General features: G+C 69.7%; 21 protein-coding genes and 2 tRNA genes. 10 read left to right on the forward strand and 13 right to left on the reverse strand.

Translation table 11 applies throughout. The annotated features are described in order from the left end of the window. The first annotated feature begins 91 nt into the window (after positions 1 to 91). The gene (locus tag ACFUNE_RS01200) at positions 92 to 1102 is read left to right on the forward strand and encodes a hypothetical protein (RefSeq protein WP_383560906.1); all 1011 of its coding nucleotides are present in this window, start codon (positions 92 to 94) and stop codon (positions 1100 to 1102) included. 68 nt (positions 1103 to 1170) lie between these two features. Here the strand turns inward: ACFUNE_RS01200 and clpX are convergent, their stop codons facing one another. The 5 genes from clpX to ACFUNE_RS01225 form a co-directional block, all read right to left on the reverse strand. After that, on the reverse strand, positions 1171 to 2472 hold the full coding sequence (gene clpX, locus ACFUNE_RS01205) for an ATP-dependent Clp protease ATP-binding subunit ClpX (protein ID WP_383560908.1): 1302 nt from the start codon (positions 2470 to 2472) through the stop codon (positions 1171 to 1173). A gap of 156 nt (positions 2473 to 2628) precedes the next feature. Next, the gene (locus ACFUNE_RS01210; protein WP_329228840.1) at positions 2629 to 3312 is read right to left on the reverse strand and encodes an ATP-dependent Clp protease proteolytic subunit; all 684 of its coding nucleotides are present in this window, start codon (positions 3310 to 3312) and stop codon (positions 2629 to 2631) included. A 67-nt stretch (positions 3313 to 3379) separates the two neighbouring features. Next, on the reverse strand, positions 3380 to 3985 hold the full coding sequence (locus ACFUNE_RS01215) for an ATP-dependent Clp protease proteolytic subunit (protein ID WP_383561667.1): 606 nt from the start codon (positions 3983 to 3985) through the stop codon (positions 3380 to 3382). Positions 3986 to 4270: 285 nt separating this feature from the next. Continuing rightward, positions 4271 to 5665, reverse strand: coding sequence for a trigger factor (tig, locus tag ACFUNE_RS01220; protein WP_383560910.1), 1395 nt, complete (start codon positions 5663 to 5665; stop codon positions 4271 to 4273). Between the two features lie 150 nt (positions 5666 to 5815). After that, positions 5816 to 5892, reverse strand: a tRNA-Pro gene (locus ACFUNE_RS01225). Positions 5893 to 6069: 177 nt separating this feature from the next. On the opposite strand from ACFUNE_RS01225, the gene ACFUNE_RS01230 reads away from it, so the two are divergent. Beyond that, positions 6070 to 6143, forward strand: a tRNA-Gly gene (locus ACFUNE_RS01230). A gap of 61 nt (positions 6144 to 6204) precedes the next feature. Here the strand turns inward: ACFUNE_RS01230 and ACFUNE_RS01235 are convergent. Further along, positions 6205 to 6552, reverse strand: a complete 348-nt coding sequence (locus ACFUNE_RS01235) for a DUF1330 domain-containing protein (protein WP_383560912.1) — start codon at positions 6550 to 6552, stop codon at positions 6205 to 6207. A gap of 114 nt (positions 6553 to 6666) precedes the next feature. Beyond that, on the reverse strand, positions 6667 to 6861 hold the full coding sequence (locus ACFUNE_RS01240; protein ID WP_069172794.1) for a hypothetical protein: 195 nt from the start codon (positions 6859 to 6861) through the stop codon (positions 6667 to 6669). Between the two features lie 470 nt (positions 6862 to 7331). On the opposite strand from ACFUNE_RS01240, the gene ACFUNE_RS01245 reads away from it, so the two are divergent. Continuing rightward, positions 7332 to 8495, forward strand: a complete 1164-nt coding sequence (locus ACFUNE_RS01245; RefSeq protein ID WP_383560914.1) for an acyltransferase family protein — start codon at positions 7332 to 7334, stop codon at positions 8493 to 8495. A 48-nt stretch (positions 8496 to 8543) separates the two neighbouring features. Here the strand turns inward: ACFUNE_RS01245 and ACFUNE_RS01250 are convergent, their stop codons facing one another. Then, the gene (locus tag ACFUNE_RS01250) at positions 8544 to 9044 is read right to left on the reverse strand and encodes an HD domain-containing protein (RefSeq protein ID WP_383560916.1); all 501 of its coding nucleotides are present in this window, start codon (positions 9042 to 9044) and stop codon (positions 8544 to 8546) included. Between the two features lie 151 nt (positions 9045 to 9195). Here ACFUNE_RS01250 and ACFUNE_RS01255 point away from each other — a divergent pair, with 151 nt between their 5' ends. Then, positions 9196 to 10374 carry a cation:proton antiporter gene (locus ACFUNE_RS01255; RefSeq protein WP_383560918.1) on the forward strand — a complete coding sequence of 393 codons (1179 nt, stop codon included), beginning with the start codon at positions 9196 to 9198 and terminating at the stop codon, positions 10372 to 10374. 114 nt (positions 10375 to 10488) lie between these two features. Here the strand turns inward: ACFUNE_RS01255 and ACFUNE_RS01260 are convergent, their stop codons facing one another. After that, positions 10489 to 11634 carry a PP2C family protein-serine/threonine phosphatase gene (locus ACFUNE_RS01260; protein ID WP_383560920.1) on the reverse strand — a complete coding sequence of 382 codons (1146 nt, stop codon included), beginning with the start codon at positions 11632 to 11634 and terminating at the stop codon, positions 10489 to 10491. Between the two features lie 104 nt (positions 11635 to 11738). Here ACFUNE_RS01260 and ACFUNE_RS01265 point away from each other — a divergent pair, with 104 nt between their 5' ends. Beyond that, positions 11739 to 12971, forward strand: coding sequence for a GNAT family N-acetyltransferase (locus ACFUNE_RS01265; protein WP_383560922.1), 1233 nt, complete (start codon positions 11739 to 11741; stop codon positions 12969 to 12971). A gap of 22 nt (positions 12972 to 12993) precedes the next feature. Here the strand turns inward: ACFUNE_RS01265 and ACFUNE_RS01270 are convergent, their stop codons facing one another. Together ACFUNE_RS01270 and ACFUNE_RS01275 are read right to left on the reverse strand one after the other, a co-directional pair. Further along, a complete protein-coding gene (locus ACFUNE_RS01270; RefSeq protein WP_383560924.1) occupies positions 12994 to 13815 on the reverse strand; it encodes an Fpg/Nei family DNA glycosylase in 822 nt (273 codons plus the stop codon). A 75-nt stretch (positions 13816 to 13890) separates the two neighbouring features. Then, positions 13891 to 14379, reverse strand: coding sequence for a ribose-5-phosphate isomerase (locus ACFUNE_RS01275; RefSeq protein WP_383560926.1), 489 nt, complete (start codon positions 14377 to 14379; stop codon positions 13891 to 13893). A gap of 254 nt (positions 14380 to 14633) precedes the next feature. On the opposite strand from ACFUNE_RS01275, the gene ACFUNE_RS01280 reads away from it, so the two are divergent. Continuing rightward, complete coding sequence (locus tag ACFUNE_RS01280) at positions 14634 to 16079, forward strand: amino acid permease (protein ID WP_383560928.1); 1446 nt, start codon at positions 14634 to 14636, stop codon at positions 16077 to 16079. Between the two features lie 200 nt (positions 16080 to 16279). On the opposite strand, the gene ACFUNE_RS01285 is transcribed toward ACFUNE_RS01280, so the two are convergent. Then, positions 16280 to 16873: a biotin transporter BioY gene (locus ACFUNE_RS01285; RefSeq protein ID WP_383560930.1), complete on the reverse strand. Its 594-nt coding sequence runs from the start codon at positions 16871 to 16873 to the stop codon at positions 16280 to 16282. A 258-nt stretch (positions 16874 to 17131) separates the two neighbouring features. Here ACFUNE_RS01285 and ACFUNE_RS01290 point away from each other — a divergent pair, with 258 nt between their 5' ends. From ACFUNE_RS01290 to ACFUNE_RS01300, 3 genes are all read left to right on the forward strand, one after another. After that, positions 17132 to 18523, forward strand: coding sequence for an amino acid permease (locus ACFUNE_RS01290; RefSeq protein WP_383560932.1), 1392 nt, complete (start codon positions 17132 to 17134; stop codon positions 18521 to 18523). 119 nt (positions 18524 to 18642) lie between these two features. Next, positions 18643 to 20058 carry an amino acid permease gene (locus ACFUNE_RS01295; RefSeq protein ID WP_383560934.1) on the forward strand — a complete coding sequence of 472 codons (1416 nt, stop codon included), beginning with the start codon at positions 18643 to 18645 and terminating at the stop codon, positions 20056 to 20058. 37 nt (positions 20059 to 20095) lie between these two features. Beyond that, entirely contained in the window at positions 20096 to 20743 is a 648-nt protein-coding gene (locus tag ACFUNE_RS01300) for a CatB-related O-acetyltransferase (RefSeq protein ID WP_383560936.1), read from the forward strand. A gap of 97 nt (positions 20744 to 20840) precedes the next feature. On the opposite strand, the gene ACFUNE_RS01305 is transcribed toward ACFUNE_RS01300, so the two are convergent. Further along, positions 20841 to 21302: a GNAT family N-acetyltransferase gene (locus ACFUNE_RS01305; protein ID WP_383560938.1), complete on the reverse strand. Its 462-nt coding sequence runs from the start codon at positions 21300 to 21302 to the stop codon at positions 20841 to 20843. 126 nt (positions 21303 to 21428) lie between these two features. Here ACFUNE_RS01305 and ACFUNE_RS01310 point away from each other — a divergent pair, with 126 nt between their 5' ends. After that, entirely contained in the window at positions 21429 to 22499 is a 1071-nt protein-coding gene (locus tag ACFUNE_RS01310; RefSeq protein WP_383560940.1) for a glycerophosphodiester phosphodiesterase family protein, read from the forward strand. The last annotated feature ends 84 nt before the right edge of the window (positions 22500 to 22583 follow it).

A 22583-nucleotide genomic window follows, 5' to 3' on the forward strand; every position in this document is an offset into this window, starting at 1 on the left:
TTGAGTAACGGTGTATGCCCGGATGCCCTAAGTGAGCGCCGCTTCCGTCAGGATGTTCGGAACGCATAAGCATTCTGGAGGGGACAGCACCATGAGCCACAACCAGCCGGGTCCGTACGGCGGGCAGCAGCCGCAGGGCCAGCCCGGACCGTACGGCCAGCAGCCGGGTCCGTACGGCCAGCAGCCCGGCCCGTACGGGAGCCCGCCGCCGCAGGGTCCGCCGCAGGGCCAGCCCGGCTACGGCTACCCGCAGCAGGCCCCCCAGGGTGTCCCGCCGCAGCAGCAGCCCCCGCAGCCGGGCTACGGCTACCCGCAGCAGCCCGGCCCGTACGGCCAGCAGCCGCCCACGCCGCCGTACGGCGGTCAGCAGGCGTACCCCGGCATGCCGCCCCAGCCGGGAGCCCCGAAGAAGAAGACGGGCCTGATCATCGGCGGCGCCGTGGTGGCCCTGGCGGTCATCGCGGGCGGGGTGTACTTCATGACCTCGGGGGGCTCCAGCAACAGCGACGTCGCGGACTCCACCAAGGGGTACAAGCTCACGCCGGCCGCCTCGGTCGACGACTACAAGCAGAACAGCGCCCGGCCGGCGGCCTCGAAGCCTCTGACAGGCAAGGACAAGGCCGAGGCCGAGGCCATGGGGATCAAGAACCCCACCCAGGTGACCGCCCAGTACGTGAGTGGTGACGAGAAGAACCCACTCACCATGAAGCAGCTGCTGCTCACGGGTTTCTGGGGAGAGGTCACCGACCCCGCGAAGGTGGTCGACGGCGCCTTCAAGAACGCCGAGCTGGAGATGGCGAAGGGCGAGGACAGCGAGAAGGTCTCGCTCGTCGGCGACCCCGAGGCCGTCGAGCCCGAAGGGTTCGAGGGCGCGCTGATGAAGTGCCAGAGCCTCAGGACGGTCAACGATGAGGCCGACGGCTCGGTCGAGAAGGGCCCCAAGGAAGTCGTCACACCCGTGTGCGTGTGGACCGACTACAGCACGGTCGGCATCGTCGTGGGTGTGGACGTCGGCGCGATGATGACCAACAAGGCCATGCCGCAGGCGGATGTGGCCGCCCTCGCCGCCAAGCTCTACAACACCTCGCGCACCAAGGTCTGATCCGCAAGACCGAAGGGGCGCCCGGCCGTTGGCCGGGCGCCCCTTCGCGTATGCCGTTGTCGCTGCCGCTACGCGGACTTCTCGTGGCGGCCGCCGCCGTCGTTCTTGCCGATCGTGCGCGGCTCGCGCGGGACCAGCGTCGGGTTGACGTTGTTGCGGACGACGTCCGGGGTGATGACCACGCGGGCCACGTCCTTGCGGGACGGGACCTCGTACATCACGGACTGGAGGACCTCTTCCATGATGGCGCGCAGACCGCGCGCGCCCGTCTGGCGCAGGATCGCCTGGTCGGCGATTGCTTCGAGGGCCTCGCGCTCGAACTCCAGCTCCACACCGTCGAGTTCGAACAGACGCTGGTACTGCTTCACCAGTGCGTTGCGCGGCTCGATCAGGATCTGGAGCAGTGCCTCGCGGTCCAGGTTGTGGACCGAGGTCAGGACGGGGAGACGGCCGATGAACTCGGGGATCATCCCGAACTTCACCAGGTCCTCCGGCATGACCTCCTGGAACTGGTCGCTGGCCTGGATCTCCAGCTTGGAGCGGATCGTCGCGCCGAATCCGATGCCCTTGGCGCCGGCCCGCGACTCGATGATCTTCTCCAGGCCCGAGAAGGCGCCGCCCACGATGAACAGCACGTTCGTCGTGTCGATCTGGATGAACTCCTGGTGCGGGTGCTTCCGTCCGCCCTGCGGCGGCACGGAGGCGGTGGTGCCCTCCAGGATCTTCAGCAGGGCCTGCTGCACGCCCTCGCCCGATACGTCACGCGTGATCGACGGGTTCTCGCTCTTGCGGGCGACCTTGTCGATCTCGTCGATGTAGATGATCCCGGTCTCGGCCTTCTTGACGTCGTAGTCCGCGGCCTGGATCAGCTTCAGCAGGATGTTCTCGACGTCCTCGCCGACATACCCGGCCTCGGTCAGCGCCGTCGCGTCCGCGATGGCGAACGGGACGTTGAGCATGCGGGCCAGTGTCTGCGCGAGGAGCGTCTTGCCGGAACCCGTGGGGCCCAGCAGCAGGATGTTGGACTTGGCGAGCTCGATCGCGTCGTCGCGATTCGCGCCGCCGCCGTTCTCCCCCGCCTGGACCCGCTTGTAGTGGTTGTACACAGCGACCGAGAGGGCCTTCTTCGCGGGCTCCTGCCCGACGACGTACCCCTCGAGGAACTCGTAGATCTCGCGCGGCTTGGGGAGTTCCTCCCACCGCACCTCGGAGGTCTCGGCGAGCTCCTCCTCGATGATCTCGTTGCAGAGATCGATGCACTCGTCGCAGATGTACACACCGGGTCCCGCGATGAGCTTCTTCACCTGCTTCTGGCTCTTTCCGCAGAACGAGCACTTGAGCAGGTCGCCGCCATCACCGATGCGTGCCACGAGGTGATTCCCCTTCGCCTGGGAGCAGCCTGGTTCAGCGGCTCCTGGTGCCTCTATCCGACGGTACCTTGCCTGGCCCCCCGTTCGGGCCCCCCTTGGCACGGTTCACACGGCCGTGGCCGTGCGGACGGTATGTGCCAAGGGGAAAGACCGACGTCAGACGGACGCGCCGGCTGTGGTCTTACGGGTGGAGACAATCTGGTCCACCAGACCGTACGCGAGTGCGTCGTCAGCGGTAAGGATCTTGTCGCGCTCGATGTCCTCGCTGATCTTCTCCAGCGGGGTGGTGGAGTGCTTGGCCAGCATCTGCTCGAGCTGGGTGCGCATCCGCAGGATCTCGTTGGCCGCGATCTCCAGGTCGGAGAGCTGCTCACGGCCGGTCTGCGAGGACGGCTGGTGGATCAGCACACGGGCGTGCGGGAGCGCCATGCGCTTGCCCGGGGTGCCCGCGGCCAGCAGGACGGCGGCGGCGGAGGCCGCCTGGCCCATGCAGACCGTCTGGATGTCCGGCTTCACGAACTGCATCGTGTCGTAGATCGCGGTGAGCGCGGTGAACGAGCCGCCGGGGCTGTTGATGTAGATCGAGATGTCCCGGTCCGGGTCCATCGACTCCAGGCACAGGAGCTGCGCCATGACGTCGTTGGCCGAGGCGTCGTCGATCTGGACGCCCAGGAAGATCACGCGCTCCTCGAAGAGCTTCGCGTACGGGTCGTACTCGCGCACGCCCTGCGAGGTGCGCTCCACGAAGCGCGGGACGACGTAGCGGTTGTCCACCTGCGGGCCCGTGTAGAGGCCGCTCGCGGAGGCGCCGGAGAAGTTGTTCATGTGGGTCTTCACCATCCTGGTGGCGTAACTGTGGGCTGGGGGTCTCGGCGTACGAGAGGGAGCGGGGTGCTGCACGCCCGGATCAGGCGCCGGTGCCGCCGCCGCCCGGAATGCCCGACGCGACCGAGATGATCTCGTCGATGAGGCCGTACTCCTTGGCCTCCTCGGCGGTGTACCAGCGGTCGCGGTCGCCGTCGCGGATGATCGTCTCCACGGTCTGACCGGAGTGGTGAGCGGTGATCTCGGCCATCCGCGTCTTCGTACGGAGCAGGTACTGCGCCTGGATCCTGATGTCCGAGGCGGTACCGCCGATGCCGGCCGAACCCTGGTGCATGAGGATGTCGGTGTTCGGGAGCGCGAAGCGCTTGCCCGCCGTGCCACCGGTGAGCAGGAACTGGCCCATCGAGGCCGCCATGCCCATACCGATGGTGACCACGTCGTTCGGGATGTACTGCATGGTGTCGTAGACCGCCATGCCTGCCGTCACCGAGCCGCCGGGGCTGTTGATGTAGAGGTAGATGTCCTTCTCGGGTTCCGCGGCAAGGAGCAGAAGCTGTGCGGTGATCTTGTTGGCGATGTCATCGTCGACCTGCTGACCGAGGAAGATGATGCGCTCGCCGAGCAGTCGGCTGTAGACCTGGTCACCGAGGCCTCCACCGAGGGACGGCTCTCCGGCGGCGTAGGGCATCAGATTCGTCACGTATCCACCTGCTCGTCTCTGACGGCTCCGGCCGTCTCAGCGTCTTCGTACCGGGTGGGCCGGGACTACCCGACCCTTCCTCTTCATGGACCCTAACGCGCAGGTGGGACAACGCCATCCCGCTTCCCCAACTGTTCGCTGGGAGCGCAAGGTGAGCAGTCCGCACACGGGTTCCCGGGCTCCGTCCCGGGCGCGGGCCGATATGACGGCGGGCCCCGGACGCGATACGTCCGGGGCCCGTCGTGCGGATCAGATCAACGAGCGGAGCGGGGCTCAGGCCTCGTTCTTCTCGTCCTTCTTCTCCTCGGCCGCCTCGGTGGCCTCGTCCGAGGCCTCCACTGCGTCCGCTTCGTCTTCGTCGTCCTCGAGCTCGACGATCTCACCGTTGGTGTCGACGACCTTGGCGGCCTCGACGACGACGGCGAGCGCCTTGCCGCGGGCGACCTCGCCGACGAGCATCGGCACCTGGCCGCCTTCGACGACGGCCTGGGCGAACTGGTCGGGGCTCATGCCGGAGGACTGCGCGCGCCGCATGAGGTGCTCGGTGAGCTCCTCCTGGTTGACGTTCAGCTTCTCCTTGTTGACGAGCTCGTCAAGGATGAACTGGGTCTTGATGCCCTTGACGGCCTGCTCGGAGGTCTCGTTCTCGAACTCCTCCAGGGTCTTGCCCTGGATCTCGAGGTACTTCTCGAGGTCGAGACCCATCTGGCCGAGCTGGTGGTGCTCGAGGTTGTGCTTGCGGGTCTGGACCTCGTCCGCGAGAAGCTTCTCGGGGATCGGGACCTCGGCCAGCTTCAGCAGCTCCTCGAGGACGCGCTCCTGGGCCTGGGTGGCCTGGTCGTACTGCTTGGTGCTCTCGAGGCGCTTGCGGCTGTCCTCGCGCAGCTCGGCGAGCGTGTCGAACTCGCTCGCCATCTGTGCGAAGTCGTCGTCCAGCTCGGGCAGTTCGCGCGAGGCGACGGCGGTGACCTTGACGGTGACCTCCGCTTCCTTGCCCTCGGCGGAGCCGCCCTTCAGCTCGGAGGTGAAGGTGGCCTCGCCACCGGCCTCCAGGCCGGTCACGGCCTCGTCGATGCCTTCGAGGAGCTCGCCGGAACCGATGGTGTACGAGACACCCGCGGCCACGCCGTCCTCGAGGACCTCTCCGTCGACCTTGGCCTCGAGGTCGATCGTCACGACGTCGCCCTCGGCGGCGGCGCGCTCGACCGGGTTGGTCGAGGCGAAGCGCTCGCGGAGCTGCTCCACGGCCTTGTCGACGTCCTCGTCACTGACTTCGAGTGCGTCCACGGTGACCTCGATGCCGGAGTAGTCCGGAATCTCGATCTCGGGACGGACATCCACCTCGGCGGTGAAGGCCAGCAGTTCGCCGTCCTTGAGCTCGGTGATGTCAACCTCGGGCTGGCCCAGAACGTTGAGCTCACCCTCGTTGACAGCCTCGGTGTAGAACTTCGGAAGGGCGTCGTTGACGGCCTCCTCCAGCACAGCACCACGGCCGAACCGCTGGTCGATGACGCGGTTGGGGATCTTGCCCTTACGGAAGCCCTTCACCGTGACCTGCTGGTTGATCTTCTTGTACGCCGCGTCGAGGCTGTCCTTGAGCTCCTCGAAGGGCACCTCGATGCTGAGCCGAACCCGAGTCGGGTTCAGGGTCTCCACGGCGCTCTTCACGGTTCGGTCTCCTTGGTGGCTGACTTCTTGGGGTTCTGCTGGGCCGCCGAGAGGCGGCTTCGCGGATCGAGCCCGGTACATCAGACACACGGGCACGCAATTTGCATAGTAACGGCAAGGTGGAGGACTCCCACAATGCGATCTTGCTGGTGGTCGGGGTGGCCGGATTCGAACCGACGACCTTCCGCTCCCAAAGCGGACGCGCTACCAAGCTGCGCCACACCCCGTCGGTGCGACACGTAGGGTACATGGAGACGAGCGCTGCGTCGGCCGTTTTGCACAGGCCGTCACCGAGGCCGTCGCGGGGGCACGCCGATACGGATGTGCGCGCACCATCCCCGACCCGCTACGATGCTTCCCGTACCGAGTTCCGCCGGGCCTTCCGGGCCGGTGTCGCGGTGCTCGCGGGCGTAGCTCAATGGTAGAGCCCTAGTCTTCCAAACTAGCTACGCGGGTTCGATTCCCGTCGCCCGCTCCAACGGCTCAGGGCCAGGTCAGAGGTTTTTTCCTCCGCCTGGCCCTGTCGCGTTCCCGGTGGGCTACCCGGGAGGCAGGGCCTCCCGCACCGCCTTCACGGCCGCACTCGGGTCGTACCCCTCGGGGACTCCCTCGACGATGATGATGTCGCCCTCGATGTGCCGCGAGCGCAACGGCGCGATCTCCCGGTACGCCGGGGAGCCCCACCAGGCCCGGGCCTCGGCGATGCCCGGGAATCCGATCATCACGACGTGGCCCGGCCAGCTGCCCTCCTGCACCTCGTGAGGTGTGGCGTGCACGAGGTAGCGCCCGCCGTACGCCTCGAAGGTGACGGGGAGCCGCTCCATGTAGGCGGCGATGTCCGGGTGCGGAGCCGCTTCCTGCAGGTGAGCTATGACATAGGCGGGCATGACGTCCTTACGGTCGGGAGCTCCGCAGGGGCGTACGGGCTTGCGCCCCGTTCACCCCGCGCGACGACACGGCGGAGGGCCGGCCGGCGGCCGGCCGGGCCCGGGCACGCGGTCTCAGAAGCTGATCTGATTGATCGTGTCGGCTATCGAGTTCATGAATCTGTTGATCGACGGCGCCATGCCGGTCGAAGCCAGGAAGAAGCCGAAGAGCACGGCGACGACCGCCGGCCCGCCCTTGAGGGACCCGCCGCGGATGAACACCACCAGGACGATCCCCAGCAGAAGCACCACAGACAGTGAAATGGCCACGACTGATCACACCCTTGGTCGGTCCGCCTTGCCGGCCCGGTGGTGTGCGGCCCAGCACGCCACCGTCGCGACCATCGTGCCACCAACTGCCCTGTGAGTGCTGCCGGGTGAAGAAGAGACATGGCCGGATCACGCCATCCTCGCCGCCCGCGCACGCCCCTGCGTGATCCGGCGTGGGCAGCGCCCGGCGGGGCGCCCGGGCCGGACCGTGCGCCCGCTGCGCGCAGGGGAGTTCGGATATTCGCCGATGTGATCGTTTCCATATCCCCACACTTCATTCACAGCGATTTGCCAGGAGTTCGTGCGACGAAATTCACTCTCGCCAACCACTCGCCGATATGCCCCAATTAAGGGGGATGAATCAGCACCTAACGGTCAGCTCTCGGTGGTTTCAGTTTCGAATACCCGGGAAGACGCGATATCTCTTCAGGGTTTTACGCATGCCGATCGACGGGTCTAAGGTGCATGAGATGTCCCAAGCTCCGAGCGAAATTACGAGGGCCCCGATCACCCCGGAGAGCCGGGAGTCGGAGCCGAGACATGAGCAGATCCTGACGGCCACGGGGGCCCCCTCCCGCACCGACAGGACCGCTCCGGCCGGCACCACCGCACAGGCACCGGCCAAGCGCCGTGACGCGTACTTCGACAATGTGAAGTACCTCGCCATCGTGCTCGTCGCCGTGGCGCACGCGTGGGAGCCGGTGATGGACGGCAGCCGCACGGCGCGAGCGCTGTACATGGTCGTGTACTCGTTCCACATGCCGGCGTTCATCCTCGTATCCGGGTATTTCTCCCGGTCGTTCGACATGAGCCCGGCCAAGGTGAAGCGACTCGTCACCGGTGTCGTGGTGCCCTACGTGCTCTTCGAGACCGCGTACTCGCTCTTCAAGCGGTACGCCGGCGGCGAGGGCGACGCACCCATCACCCTGCTCGACCCGTTCTTCCTCACCTGGTTCCTGATCGCCCTGTTCATCTGGCGCGTCACCACACCGGTGTGGCAGTCGCTGCGCCACCCGCTCCCGGTGGCCCTCGGCATCGCCGTACTCGCCTCGGTGACGCCCGGTATCGGTGACGATCTGGACCTGCAGCGCGTCTGCCAGCTGCTGCCGTTCTTCGTGCTCGGCCTGCTGATGAAGCCGGAGCACTTCCAGATGATCCGGCGGCGCGAAGTACGGCTGCTGGCCCTCCCGCTGTTCGCCGGGGCCCTGGTCTTCGCGTACTGGGCCGCGCCGCGCATGCAGCTCGGCTGGTTCTACCGCAGCAACAGTGCCCAGGAGATGGACTTTCCCTGGTGGTCGGGGGCCGTGATGTTCCTCGCGATGTTCGGATGCGCGCTGGTGCTGACCGTCGCGTTCCTCGCCTGGGTGCCGCGCCGCCACATGTGGTTCACCGCACTGGGAGCCGGGACGATCTGCGGCTACCTGCTGCACGGCTTCCTCGTGAGGGGCGCCGACTACTACGACCTGTTCGACCACCAGGAGTGGCTCACGGGCCCCTTGGGGCTGATCGTCGTCTCTCTCGTCGCGGCGGTCGCCGTGACCCTGCTCTGCACCCCTCCGGTCCGGCGCGTGATGCGCTTCGCCACCGAGCCGGACATGAACTGGGCCTTCCGCCGGAGCCCCGTCAAGCGCTGAGCCTGTCCGGATCGGCCCCGTACCACCGGGGCCGGTCCCGTCGGCGCGTCAGCCCGTGGCGGGGTTGGCCGGATCCCGCCGGTCGGTGGGCCCCGCACCCCCGTCGAGCCCCAACAGCCCACGTACCTGCGCATACTTCTCGGTCAGCCGGGTACGGGTGGCCGGCTCCAGGGCCGCCAGCCGGCCGGGGTCCGCGTTGTGCGCGAGATCCGACTCCTTGATCAGCAGCGCGCCGGGCGTGGCGAGAATCCGCCCGGTGTACGCGAAGAGGTCCTCCCCGTCCCGCTTGGTGACGGCGAGGACCATTTCCTTCACCCGCCGGGGCAGCGGCGCATCGTCCAGCCACTCCCGGGACAGCGCGCCGTCCTCGACCGCGTCGTGCAGCCAGGCGGCGGCCGTCTGCTCCTCGCTGCCGCCCCGGCTCCGTACGCCTTCCGCCACCGCGGCCAGATGCTCGGCGTACGGGCGCCCCGCCTTGTCGGTCTGCCCGCGATGGGCGTCACGGGCGATCGCCTCCACCTGGGACAGGGTCAGATACGGGATCGGCATGGGCCGACTGTACGCCCGGTGCGGCACCCCTTCGAAGGGTCCACGCGTGCATCCCCGATCGTTCGGTAAACTAATTACTGACGATTCCTTGACGCACTCTTGACCCGACGAAGGAGACAGGCTCATCGGACACGCAGACACGCTCATCGCCATGGGGGGCGCGTTCCTCGCCGCCGCCGTCCTCGCCCGTGTCGGCGGCCGCATCGGGCTGCCGACCATCCCCCTGTTCATCCTGGCCGGGATCCTGCTCGGCCCGCACACTCCCGGGGTCGTCCTTCTCGACGACCCCCACGACCTGGAGATGCTCTCCGCGCTCGGCCTGGTCCTGCTGCTCTTCTACCTCGGTCTCGAATTCCATCTGGACGACCTGAAGGAGGGCGGGCGCAAGATGGCGCTCGCCGGCGGGACCTATCTCGCGCTGAACGTCGGCGCGGGCCTCGGCTTCGGCTTCGCGCTCGGCTGGGGCACCTCGGAAGCGCTGGTCCTGGCGGGTGTGCTCGGCATCTCGTCGTCGGCCATCGTCACGAAGGTCCTGGTGGACCTCGGCCGGATCGGAAGTCCCGAGACCCGGCCCATCCTCGGCATCATCGTCGTCGAGGACGTCTTCCTCGCCCTCTACCTGGCAGCCCTGCAGCCGATCCTGTCCGGCGCGGACAGCCTCGGGGCGGCGGTGCTCGACGGCGGCAAGGCCTTCGGCTTCCTGCTGCTGCTCGCCCTGATGGCCCGGTTCGGCACGAAGCTCGTCGGCAAGCTGATGAACACCAAGGACGACGAGCTCCTCGTCATCTCCTTCCTCGGTGTCGCCGTCTTCGTGGCCGGGGTCTCGGAGTGGTTCGGTGTCGCGGACGCGATCGGCGCCTTCATGGTCGGCCTGATGCTGGGCAGCACCACCTCGGGCGCCCGCATCCTGAAGCTGGTCCATCCGCTGCGGGACGCGTTCGGAGCGATCTTCTTCTTCGCCTTCGGGCTCTCCATCAACCCGGGCGACCTGCCGAGCGTGCTGTGGCCGGTGCTGGCCGCCGTCGCGGTGACCGTGGCGATGAACGTGCTCGCCGGAATGGCCACGGCCAGGATCTACGCCTTCGGCCCGAAGGCCACGGCGAACATCTCCACCACCCTCCTGGCACGCGGCGAGTTCGCGCTGATCCTCGCCACCATGGCGGCGGGTGCGGGCCTCGACGAGCGGCTCTCCCCGTTCATCGCCGGGTACGTGCTCCTGCTCGCGGTCCTGTCACCGCTGGCGGCCGGCCGCTCGCACTGGCTCGCCCGGATCCTGCCCGGAGGGCGCGCACGGGAGCAGGAGGCCGAGAAGGAGGCAGTGCCCGTCTGAGGTGCGCTCGACCCGGGTGCGGGGCCGCGTCCGCGCACCCGGGATGACTTCACGTTCGAGTGATGACCCAAAGCTGCGTTGACGCCTGCACCGTTTACACCACTTCCGTACGGTTCAGGCGCGACGGGACAGCAGCAGCAGCGCGCGGTCGTCGTTGACGTCCTTCGCGCAGGCCTCGATCAGATGCCAGGCCGCGCCCTCGAAGCCCGTCGCGACGTAGCGGTCGGCCTCGCCGGTCAGCCGGTCGATGCCGTCGGCCATGTCCCGGTCGGACGCCTCCACCAGGCCGTCCGTGAAGAGCATCAGGACGTCCCCGGGCGCCAGTGAGCCCTTCACCGCGTCGAACTGGGCCCCGTCGTAGACCCCGAGCAGCGGGCCCTCGGCGGCCTTCTCCTCCCACCGGCCGCTGCCGGCGTGCAGCTGCAGGGCGGGCGGATGGCCGGCCGAGAGGAGTTCGTAGTCGCCGGACTCCAGATCGAGGACGAGATGGATGGACGTGGCGAAGCCCTCGTCCCAGTCCTGGCGCAGCAGATAGCCGTTGGCGGCCGGCAGGAAGCCGTGCGGCGGCAGGGAGCCAAGCAGTCCGCCGAAGGCACCGGACAGCAGCAGGGCCCGGGAGCCCGCGTCCATGCCCTTGCCGGAGACATCGGTGAGCACGACTTCCAGGGTGCGTCCGCCGTTGGTGCGGGCGGCGACGACGAAGTCGCCGGAGAAGGACTGGCCGCCCGCCGGGCGGAGCGCCATCTCGCGGTGCCAGCCCTCGGGCAGCCGCGGCAGCGCGCTCTGGACCCGGATCCGCTCGCGCAGGTCGAAGAGCATCGTGCCGCCACGACGCCACGGCACCCCGACCCTCGCGCGGAACTGGGCCAGGACCAGCCCGAAGAAGCCGCAGGCCGCGACGACCAGGACGGTGCCCGGTGTGACCCGGGCGGGCCCGTCCGCGTAGGGACCGAGGGCTATGGACTCCACGATCAGGGCGGCGGCCGCGGTCGCGTAGAGGCTCAGCAGGCTGGCCGGCCGCAACAGCAGACCGCCCGCGACGATCGGCAGGGCCAGGGCGGTCGGGGAGCACCAGACCGGGTTGAGCAGCGTGGTGCAGGTGATCACCGGAATGATGATCAGGAGACCGGCCAGGGCTATCCAGTCGGAGCCGTCACCGCGGAAGTAGTCGACGCCGGACCGGCGCAGCGCGATGCGCGCCCGGTGCATCGATCTTCGCCACCGGGCGGTGTAGCTGTCTGCTCCTCTGCGACGGGCCATTGTCGGGACCTTATCCACCCGACGGCCTCCGGTGCAGGGGGACCCGGTGACAATGTGTTCGAAACGGGTTCGCCAGGGTCTCGCGGCCCTGGTAAGCAGGGCTCATGACTACGGAATTGCGAGTGCTGTCGGCGGCGGAATGGGATGCCTGGTTCGGCAGCCTCGAGTTGGCGTTCGGCGGCGTTCCCTTCGCGCCCGAGAGCCGCGAGATGTACGCCGCCCTGGCCGAGCCGGAGCGTGCGATCGCCCACTGGGACGGCGCCGACTGCGTGGGGACGGCGGGAGCGTACAGCTTCCGTCTGACCGTGCCGGGAGGAGCCGCGGTGCCGGCCGCGGGGGTCACGGGGGTGAGCGTTTCCTCGACGTACCGCAGGCAGGGGCTGCTGACGTCGATGATGCGGCGCCAGCTGGACGACGTCCGGTCCTGGGGCGAGCCGCTCGCGGTGCTGATGGCGTCGGAGCCCGAGATCTACGGCCGGTTCGGCTACGGCGCGGCCACGGCCGAGATGAACCTGCGGATCGACACCTCCCGGGTCCGCCTCGCGCTGCCCCCGGGCACGGACGGGGTGCGGGTGCGCCGCTCGTCCCCGGAGCAGGCGCTCGACGCCTGCGAGGCGGTGTACGGGCGGCTCGCGGCCGCCCGGCCCGGCACCCCCCTGCGCCGGCCCGGCTGGGAGCGGGTGGCTGTCGAGGACCCGGAGAGCAACCGGGAGGGCGGCTCCCCGCTGCAGTGCGTCCTCGCGGAGCGGGACGGCGAGGTGACGGGGTACGTCACGTTCCGCCTGAAGCCCGCGTGGGACGACGCCGGCCCCCGGGGCACGGTGTCGGTGCGGCACCTGGCGGCGCTGGACCCCGCTTCGTACGCGGCACTGTGGCGCTACCTCTTCGGGATCGACCTGACCTCGGCCGTCGAGTGCCACAACCGGCCGGCGGACGACGCCGTGCTCCGGCTGGTCTCCGACGTCCGGCGCTGCGAGGTGCGGCTGCGGGACGGGCTGTACGTGCGGCTGGTCGAGCTGGGCGCGGCACTGGAGGCACGGACCTACCGGGCGCCGGTCGACGTGGTGCTGGAGGTGGAGGACGCCTTCTGCCCCTGGAACGCGGGGCGTTGGCGGCTGACCGCCGACGCGAAGGGCACGGCCACCTGCCGCCGGACGGACGACGAGCCCGGACTGGCCCTGTCCGCCACCGAGTTGGGCTCCGCCTATCTGGGCGGGGTCTCCCTGACGACACTGGCGGCGGCCGGGCAGGTGCGGGAACTGCGACCGGGCGCGCTGGCGGAGGCCGCCCTGGCGTTCTCCTCGGACGTGGAGCCGTGGTGCCCGCACGGGTTCTGAACCCGGGCGGCCCGCGGCCTGCCTACCGGCCCGGCACCGACGGCTGGCAGGCCGGGCACCAGAAGAGGTTGCGGGCCGCCAGGTCCGCCGTGCGGACCTCGGTGCCGCAGATGTGGCAGGCCTGCCTGGCCCGGCGGTAGACGTAGACCTCGCCGCCGTGGTCGTCGACGCGCGGGGGCCGGCCCATCGCCTCGGGCAGGTGCTCGGGGCGGACCGTGTCGATGCGGTTGTTCCGCACCCCCTCGCGCATGAGCGTGCCGAGGTCGCTCCAGATCGCGGCCCACTCGCCCCGCGAGAGGTCCCTGCCCGGACGGTACGGGTCGATTCCGTGCCGGAAGAGGACTTCCGCGCGGTAGACGTTGCCGACGCCCGCGACGACCTTCTGGTCCATCAGCAGGGCGGCGATCGTGACGCGGCTGCGGGAGATCCGCTGCCAGGCGCGCTCCCCGTCCTCGTCTGCGCGGAGCGGGTCCGGGCCGAGCCGGTCGTGTATCGCGCGCTTCTCGGGGCCGGTGATCAGGGCGCACGTGGTGGGGCCGCGCAGGTCGGCGTGGTGGGCGTCGTTGAGCAGGCGCAGCCGGACCGTGTCGGTGGGGGGCGGCGCCGGGGCGGTACCGAAGCCGAGCTTGCCGAAGAGGCCGAGGTGGATGTGGACCCAGGCCGAGCCCTCGAAGCCCAGGAAGAGGTGCTTGCCGTGGGCGTCGACGCCGGTGAGGGTCCGGCCGTCGAGCAGTGCCGCACTGTCGGAGAACTTGCCCTGGGGGCTGCTCACCCGGACCGGACCGCCCGCGAACCGCTCCTGGTGGTCCGCGGCGAGGCGGTGGATCGTATGCCCCTCGGGCACGGCGGGCCTCCTGGAAACGCGCTCGTGCCGCCGGGAGTGGTCCCGGCGGCACGAGGGAAGCGGGTGCGGGGCGGTTCAGCCCTGCTGCGGGTGGTGGGCCGGGATCGGGGGGAGCTCGCCGGTGTTCTCGTACGCCGAGAGCATCTCGATGCGGCGGGTGTGGCGCTCCTCACCCGAGTACGGGGTGGCGAGGAAGATCTCGACGAACTTGGTGGACTCCTCCACCGTGTGCATCCGGCCGCCGATGGCCACGACGTTGGCGTCGTTGTGCTCGCGGCCGAGCGCGGCGGTCTGCTCGCTCCAGGCGAGCGCGGCGCGGACGCCCTTGACCTTGTTCGCGGCGATCTGCTCCCCGTTGCCGGAGCCGCCGATGACGATGCCGAGACTGCCCTTGTCCGCGACCGTCCGCTCGGCGGCACGGAGGCAGAACGGCGGATAGTCGTCCTGGGCGTCGTAGATGTGGGGACCGCAGTCGACGGCCTCGTGGCCGTGGGCGGTGAGCCACTCGACGAGGTGGTTCTTCAGTTCGAGGCCGGCATGGTCTGAGCCGAGGTACACGCGCATGGTGCGAAGTGTGGCACGGGCGGGGCGGGGTAACCGTCAGCGGGGTCGGGACCGGCCGGGCTTTTCGCGGGCCGTCCGGTTCGGGCACGCGGCCTGTGTGCAATCCCACTCGGGCAACAATCAGGTCAAGGAACCGGACGAGGGGGTTCCGCATCCGGCGTCGGCCGGGCTTGAATGCGTGGCCTTGCCTTCGCACCACCCCCCGCGGGGGCAACACCCGACACACGTGATCAGAAAACGTAAGGATTCGATCCATGACGTCGCAGACGACTCTGGCCGGGCCGGGCCAACAGCCCGGCGAGCCGGGTAAGCCTGACTCCCCCGACGGACTCCAGGCCGGTCTCAAGAACCGTCACCTCTCGATGATCGCCATCGGCGGCGTGATCGGAGCGGGCCTCTTCGTCGGCTCGGGCGCCGGTATCGCCGCCGCGGGACCGGCCATCCTCCTGTCGTACGCGCTGGTCGGCGCGATGGTCGTCTTCGTCATGCGGATGCTCGGTGAGATGGCCGTCGCCCGGCCCAGCTCCGGTTCCTTCTCCGCCTACGCGGACCGGGCCCTGGGCCGCTGGGCCGGCTTCTCCATCGGCTGGCTGTACTGGTTCTTCTGGGTCGTGGTGCTCGCCGTCGAGGCGACGGCGGGTGCCAAGATCCTGGAGAGCTGGGTCCCCGGCGTCCCCCAGTGGGCCTGGGCCCTGATCGTCATGGTGGTGCTGACCGCGACCAACCTGGTCTCCGTCGGCTCGTACGGCGAGTTCGAGTTCTGGTTCGCCGGGATCAAGGTCGTGGCGATCGGCGCGTTCGTCGTCGTCGGACTGCTCGCCGTCTTCGGTGTGCTGCCGGGCTCGGACAGCGCGGGGTCGGGCCTCGCCCACCTCACGGACACCGGCGGGTTCTTCCCCGAAGGGCCGGGCGCCATCCTCACCGGTGTGCTGATGGTCGTCTTCTCCTTCATGGGCAGCGAGATCGTGACGCTGGCGGCCGGTGAGTCCGAGAACCCGCAGCGGGCCGTCTCCAAGGCCACCAACAGCGTGATCTGGCGTATCGCCATCTTCTACCTGGGCTCGATCTTCGTCGTCCTCACCCTGCTGCCGTGGAACGACCCCTCGATCGTCGAGGACGGTTCGTACGTCGCCGCGCTGAACGTCATCGGCATCCCGCACGCCGGGCAGGTCATGGACGTCATCGTGCTGACCGCCGTGCTGTCCTGCCTGAACTCCGGCCTCTACACGGCCTCCCGCATGGCCTTCTCCCTCGGACAGCGGGGAGACGCACCCAAGGCGTTCGCCAAGGTGAACAAGCGCGGCGTGCCGCAGGCGGCGATCCTGTCGTCCGTCGTGTTCGGCTTCGTCGCCGTGTTCTTCAACTACCAGTGGCCCGACACGGTGTTCGCGTTCCTGCTGAACTCCTCCGGCGCGGTCGCCCTCTTCGTCTGGCTGGTCATCTGCTTCACCCAGCTCCGGATGCGCGGGATCATCCTGCGCGAGACGCCCGAGAAGCTCGTCGTGAAGATGTGGCTCTTCCCGTACCTGACCTGGGCGACGATCGCGATGATCTCCTTCGTCCTCGTCTACATGCTGACCGACGACGCCGGACGCGAGCAGGTGCTGCTCTCGCTGCTGGTCGCGGCCCTGGTCGTGGGCATCTCGCTGGTGCGCGACGCCCGTGGCCGGAAGGCGAAGGCGGCGGCTCCGGTCGAGTGACCGGCACCCGCACCTGACGGGTGGGACCAGGCAGTGCACGGAAGGCTCTCCCTCGCCCCGCGATCCCGCGGGGCGAGGGAGAGCCTTCCTCGTGTCCGGCCGGCTCCGCCCACGCGACCGGACGGGCCCGGGACGCGCGAGAGGCTCGCCGGTCTGGTGTCGCGTACGACCCGGCGAGCCTCTTCGGTGGCGCTACGGCATCAGCCGCGACGTCCGATGAGCTTCCAGGAGGCGGGCAGCGCACCCATGGCCAGCGCCGCCTTGAGGGCGTCGCCGATCAGGAACGGCACCAGGCCGGCCGCGACGGCGGCGCTCATCGACATGCCGGTGGAGAGGGCCAGGTAGGGGACGCCGACCGCGTAGATGATCAGGGAGCCGACCGCCATCGTGCCCGCGGTGCGCAGGACGGACCGGTCGCCGCCCCGGCGGGCCAGACCGCCGACGACCGTGGCGGCGAGGAGCATGCCCAGGACGTAGCCGAAGGAGGCGCCGCCCGGGCCGGACGTGCCCTCGGAGAACCACGGCATGCCGGCCATGCCGACGAGCGCGTACAGGGCGAGGGAGAGGAAGCCGCGGCGGGCACCGAGTGCGGTGCCGATGAGCAGCGCGGCGAAGGTCTGGCCGGTGACGGGGACCGGGGAGCCGGGGACGGGCACGGCGATCTGGGCCGCGATGCCGGTGAGGGCGGCGCCGCCGACGACCAGCGCGGTGTCCACGGCGTAGCGGTGCCGGGCTGCGGGCAGCAGGTCGGCGAGGACCGCTCCGGAACGGGCGGGGGCGGCAGCAGTGCTCATCGGGGACTCCGCGGGTGAGGTCGGCAGGCAGGACTGAGGGTGACGTTAGCCGACACCCTGTCGCCGGATCACCATCAGCCGCCCACAAAGCGGCGGTTGAGGAGTTAGTCGGGTTCGGACAAAGAGCGTTGCGCAATCACGCACGGGCGTGATGCTGGTCACTGAGGTGGGGGTGTGCCCCGACCTCCGTTGGGGCAGGGGCACCATCCCGTGAGACTGTAGGTTCCCCATAAATGATCCGAGAGTGATCCGCAGCTCATGCACGACGCGCCCCCCACGCACTCCCCCGTACGCCCCGAGCCCCTGGCCCACGGCCTGAAGCAGCGCCATCTCACGATGCTCGGCCTGGGCGGGGTGATCGGCGCCGGGCTCTTCGTCGGGTCGGGCGCCGGGATCGCGGTCGCGGGCCCTGCCGTCGTCGTCTCGTATCTGATCGCGGGCGTGCTCGCGATGCTGGTCATGCGGATGCTCGGCGAGATGTCGGCGGCGATGCCCGCGTCCGGCTCCTTCTCCGTCCACGCGGAGCGCGCGCTGGGCCGCTGGGCCGGCTTCAGCGTGGGCTGGCTCTACTGGTTCATGCTGGTGGTGGTGCTCGCCGTGGAGGCGACGGCCGCCGCGCAGATCGCCCACGGATGGGTACCCGCGGTGGACCAGTGGCTCTGGGTGCTGCTGTTCATGGTGGTGTTCACCGTCGCCAACCTGACGGCCGTGAAGAACTTCGGCGAGTTCGAGTTCTGGTTCGCGGCGCTGAAGGTGGCCGCGATCGTGGGCTTCCTGGTGCTCGGCCTGCTGGCCGTCCTCGGCGTCCTCCCGGACACCGACCCGGTGGGCCTGACGAACCTCACGGGCCGGGGCGGCTTCCTCCCCCACGGCTGGGACGGCGTGGTCTCCGGTGTGCTCACGGTGGTCTTCGCCTTCGGCGGGCTGGAGGTCGTGACGATCGCGGCGGCCGAGACCGACGATCCGGCACGCGCCGTGGGGCGGGCGGTGCGCAGCGCGGTGGTGCGCATCCTCTTCTTCTACGTCGGCTCGATGCTGGTGATCGTGACCGTGCTGCCGTGGACCGCGCAGCAGGCCGGTCTCAGCCCCTACGTGAAGGTCCTGGACTCGATCGGGGTGCCGTCGGCCGGGCAGATCATGAACATCGTGGTGTTCGTGGCGCTGCTCTCGGCACTCAACGCCAACCTGTACGGCTCGTCCCGGATGATCTTCTCGCTGGCCGAGCGCGGGGAAGCGCCGCGCGGGCTGCTCAAGGTCTCGGGCGGCCAGGGCGGCGGGGTGCCCCGCCGGGCGGTGCTGGCCTCGGTGGCCTTCGGCTTCGTCTCCGTCCTGCTCAATCTCGGGTGGCCCGACACCGTCTTCCTCTACATGCTCAACTCGGTCGGCGCGGTCCTGCTGTTCGTGTGGGGCCTGATCGCCGCCTCGCAGCTGCGGCTGCGGCGCCGGCTGGAGCGGGAGTCGCCGGGCGCCCTGGAGCTGCGGATGTGGTGGTTCCCCGGCCTGACCTGGGTGACCCTGGCCGGTCTGGTGGCCGTCCTGCTGCTGATGCTGACCGACGACGTGGCCCGTCCTCAGGTGCTGTGGTCGGCCGGTGCCACCGGGCTCGTGCTGCTCGTGGCGGCCGTGCGGGAGCTGCGGGCGAAGGCGTAGGCAGGTGAGCACCTTGTGTGAGCCTGGTGACCGTATAGCGGACAGCCGTTCCCTGTGGGCGGGGCACGTGGCCAGACTGTGGGCCGACCCCCGTCCCGACCAGTGAACAGAGTTCGTCCATGTCCCGGACCTCCGCGCCGCCCCCCACGGACGCCGCCGCCCCCGCCGCCGACTCCGCGCTCACCCAAGGACTCAAGCAGCGCCACCTGTCGATGATCGCCCTGGGCGGTGTGATCGGGGCCGGGCTGTTCGTCGGCTCGGGTGCGGGCATCGCCGCGGCAGGTCCCTCGATCGTCGTCGCGTACGCGGTGTCCGGGCTGCTGGTCATGTTCGTGATGCGGATGCTCGGCGAGATGTCGGCGGCCAACCCCGCGTCCGGGTCCTTCTCCGTCCACGCCGAGCGGGCGATCGGTCCGTGGGCGGGCTTCACCGCCGGCTGGTCGTTCTGGGTGCTGCTCTGTGTCGCCGTCGGCCTGGAGGGCATCGGCGCCGCCCAGATCGTCACGGGCTGGCTGCCCGGTACGCCGGAGTGGGCCTGGGTCGCCCTGTTCATGGTGATCTTCCTCGGCACGAACCTCGCCGCCGTGAAGAACTTCGGTGAGTTCGAGTTCTGGTTCGCCGCGCTCAAGGTCATCGCGATCACGCTCTTCCTGGTGCTCGGCGTCCTCGCGATCCTGGGCGTCCTGCCCGGCACGGACTCCCCCGGCACCGCCAACCTCACGGGGGACGGCGGCTTCATGCCGCACGGTTCCGAGGGACTCATCATCGGACTGCTCGCCTCCGTCTTCGCGTACGGCGGCCTGGAGACCGTCACCATCGCCGCGGCGGAGTCCGAGAACCCGGTCCGGGGCGTCGCCAGGGCGGTGCGTACGGCGATGTGGCGCATCGCCGTCTTCTACATCGGCTCGATGGCGGTCATCGTGACGCTCGTGCCGTGGGACGACCCCCAGGTCGCGGAGGTCGGCCCGTTCTACGCGATGCTCGACCACCTGGGCATCAGCGGCGCCGCGGAGATCATGAACGTGGTCATCCTGGTCGCCCTGCTCTCCGCGATGAACGCGAACATCTACGGCTCCTCACGCATGGCCTGCTCGCTCGTGGCCCGCGGCCAGGGGCCCAAGGTGCTCGGCAGGATCTCCTCGGGCGTCCCGCGCAACGCGGTGCTCGTCTCCTCCGTCTTCGGCTTCCTCTGCGTGCTGCTCAGCTACTGGCGCCCCGACGACGTCTTCCCGTGGCTCCTCAACATGATCGGCGCGGTGATCCTGGTCGTCTGGATCTTCATCGCGGTCTCCCAGCTGATCCTGCGCAGGCGTACGGAGCGCGAGGCCCCGGAGCAGCTCGTCGTCCGGATGTGGCTCTTCCCGGTCCTGACGATCGTGGCGCTGGCAGCCATGGCCGGCATCTTCGTCCTGATGCTGCGGCAGCCCGACACGCGTGACCAGCTCCTGGCGACCGGTGCCCTGACCGCCGTGCTGATCGTGACCGGCCTGGTGCGGCAGAAGCGGGCGGAGCGCGGCGCGTCGGCCGAAAACTGAGTGCATGCGGCACGGTCCTTCTGCGAGGGTGCCGCCCATGAGTCCCCTTCCCGCAGATCCGACCGTGCTGCACCCGATGCCCGGACAGCCGCGTGTGGTGCAGCTCCAGCCTCTGGTCACGTCCCCGCTCATCGAGGTCGGCGCGTACTCGTACTACGACGACCCCGATGACGCGACCGCGTTCGAGACCCGCAACGTGCTCTACCACTACGGTCCGGAGAAGCTCGTCATCGGCAGCTTCTGCGCACTGGGCACGGGGGTGCGGTTCATCATGAACGGCGCCAACCACCGCATGGACGGCCCGTCCACCTTTCCCTTCCCCACCATGGGCGGCTCCTGGGCCGACCACTTCGACCTGCTGACCGGGCTGCCGGGCCGCGGCGACACCGTGGTCGGCCACGACGTGTGGTTCGGCTACCGGGTGACGGTGATGCCGGGGGTGCGGATCGGCAACGGCGCGATCATCGCGGCCGGTTCCGTCGTCACGTCGGACGTACCGGACTACGGCATCGTCGGCGGCAACCCGGCGAAGCTGCTGCGCACCCGCTTCGATGACGCGGACATCGCCCGGCTGCTCGCCGTCGCCTGGTGGGACTGGCCCGCCGAGCACATCACCGAGCACATCCGCGTCATCATGTCCGGCAGCGTCGACGACCTGGAGAAGGCGGCCCCTCGGACGGGCTGAGCGGCGAGGAACACCTCGGCGGCCTCCGCCGTGCGGCGCCGCCCCCGCTCCGGGGGTCCGGCCCGACCGCAGCCCCTCCCCCGCGACGGCGCGTCGCTCACCGGTTCCGGCCGAACGCGATCCTGAGCAGGGGCAGTTCGCGCCCCGGGATCGAGCCCGACGGGGTGGCGCCGATCCGGACCGCGCCCATCGCCCGGTAGAAGGGCTCGGCGTTCGGGTCGGCGTCGATGGTGAGGGCCTCGAAACCGAGCCTGCGGGCCCGCGCCGTGGTGTGCTCGAACAGGAGCCGGCCGACGCCCCGACCGATGGTGTCCGGCTCGACGAACATCATGGCCAGTGCGCCCTCGGGCGGTTCCCCGGCCAGGGTGGTGAATCCCAGCACCCGGCCGTCCTCCTCCGCGACCACCGCGCGGCCACCGGCGGTGTCACCGGGGCGGACGGCCAGTTCGTCGCGGCAGCCCTCCAGGAACGCCCTGTCGTAACCCCAGTGGGCCTTGGACCGCAGGGCGAGTGCGGTGAGCGTGTCGGCGTCCGAAGACCGTCCCGGTCGCAGTTCCATGCCTTCCTCCTCCGTCGGCTGCCGAGTACCGTACGCGTGGCCGTACATGAGGCAGCAAGGTTCCGTCCGCCCCGGCGTGACCCCGTGTGGCTCCGGAGGTCGCTCCGCGCCCCCCGAGGAGCCCGCATGGTCCAGCATCCGCGACGCCGCTCGATTCTTCTGGCCGCAGCCGCCGTCACCGCGGCCGGGGCGGCCCCCGCCGGCGCCTCCGGGCAGCACGGCGGCGGAAGGGGGCCGCTCGTCATCGGCCACCGGGGAGCCGCCGGATGGCGGCCCGAACACACCGCCTCCGCCTACACCTTCGCGGTGCGGGCCGGGGCCGACTGGATCGAGCCGGACCTGGTCCCGACGAAGGACCACGTCCTGGTGGTGCGTCACGAGAACGAGATCTCCGGCACGACGGACGTGTCCCGGCACCCTGAGTTCGCCGGCCGTCGCACCACGAAGACGGTGGACGGCCGGGCCGTCACCGGCTGGTTCACCGAGGACTTCACGCTCGCCGAGCTGAAGACGCTGCGGGCGGTGGAGCGGCTCCCCCTGGTCCGCAACCGCAACACGGTCTTCGACGGCCGCGAGCCGGTCATGACCTTCCAGGAGGTCGTCGACCTGGCCCGCGCCCTGTCGAAGGAGCACGGCCGCCGGATCGCGGTCTTCCCGGAGACGAAGCACCCGGCGTACTTCCGGTCGGCCGGCCTCCCGCTGGAGCCGGAGCTGATCCGGATCGTCCGCCGCAACCGGCTGACCGCCCGCGACTGCGTCGTCCAGTCCTTCGAGCCGTCCAGCCTCCGCGAGGTCGCCGCGGCAGGCCTCGGCCTCCCCCTCTGGCAGGCGCTGGGGACGAGCGGCGGACCGTACGGCCATCCGGTGACGTACGCGGACATGATGACGCCGGCCGGGCTGCGCGAGATCGCCTCCTACGCCCGGTGGATCGGCCCGGACAAGTCGTCCCTGGTTCCCCCGCTCACCCTGCTGGCCGACGCCCACGAGGCCGGGCTCCTGGTAGGGGCGTACACCTTCCGCGCCGAGAACCAGTACCTCCCCGCCCCGTACCGCAGGGGCACCGTCCCGAACGACTTCGGTGACGCGTTCGCCGAGTACGCCTTCCACTTCGGGCAGGGGGTGGACGCGGTCGTGACGGACTTCCCCGACCTCGCGGCGACCGCGCGCGACGGTTTCGGCCCTAGGACCATTGGCTGATCACCTTCGGGCTCTCCTCCTGCTAGCCTGCAATTGCGAAAGACTTGCAATAACAACCAGGTAGCAGTTGGAGGGTTCGAACCC

This window comes from Streptomyces sp. NPDC057287 (genome assembly GCF_042667905.1).
In the GTDB taxonomy this organism is placed as follows: Bacteria; Actinomycetota; Actinomycetes; order Streptomycetales; family Streptomycetaceae; genus Streptomyces.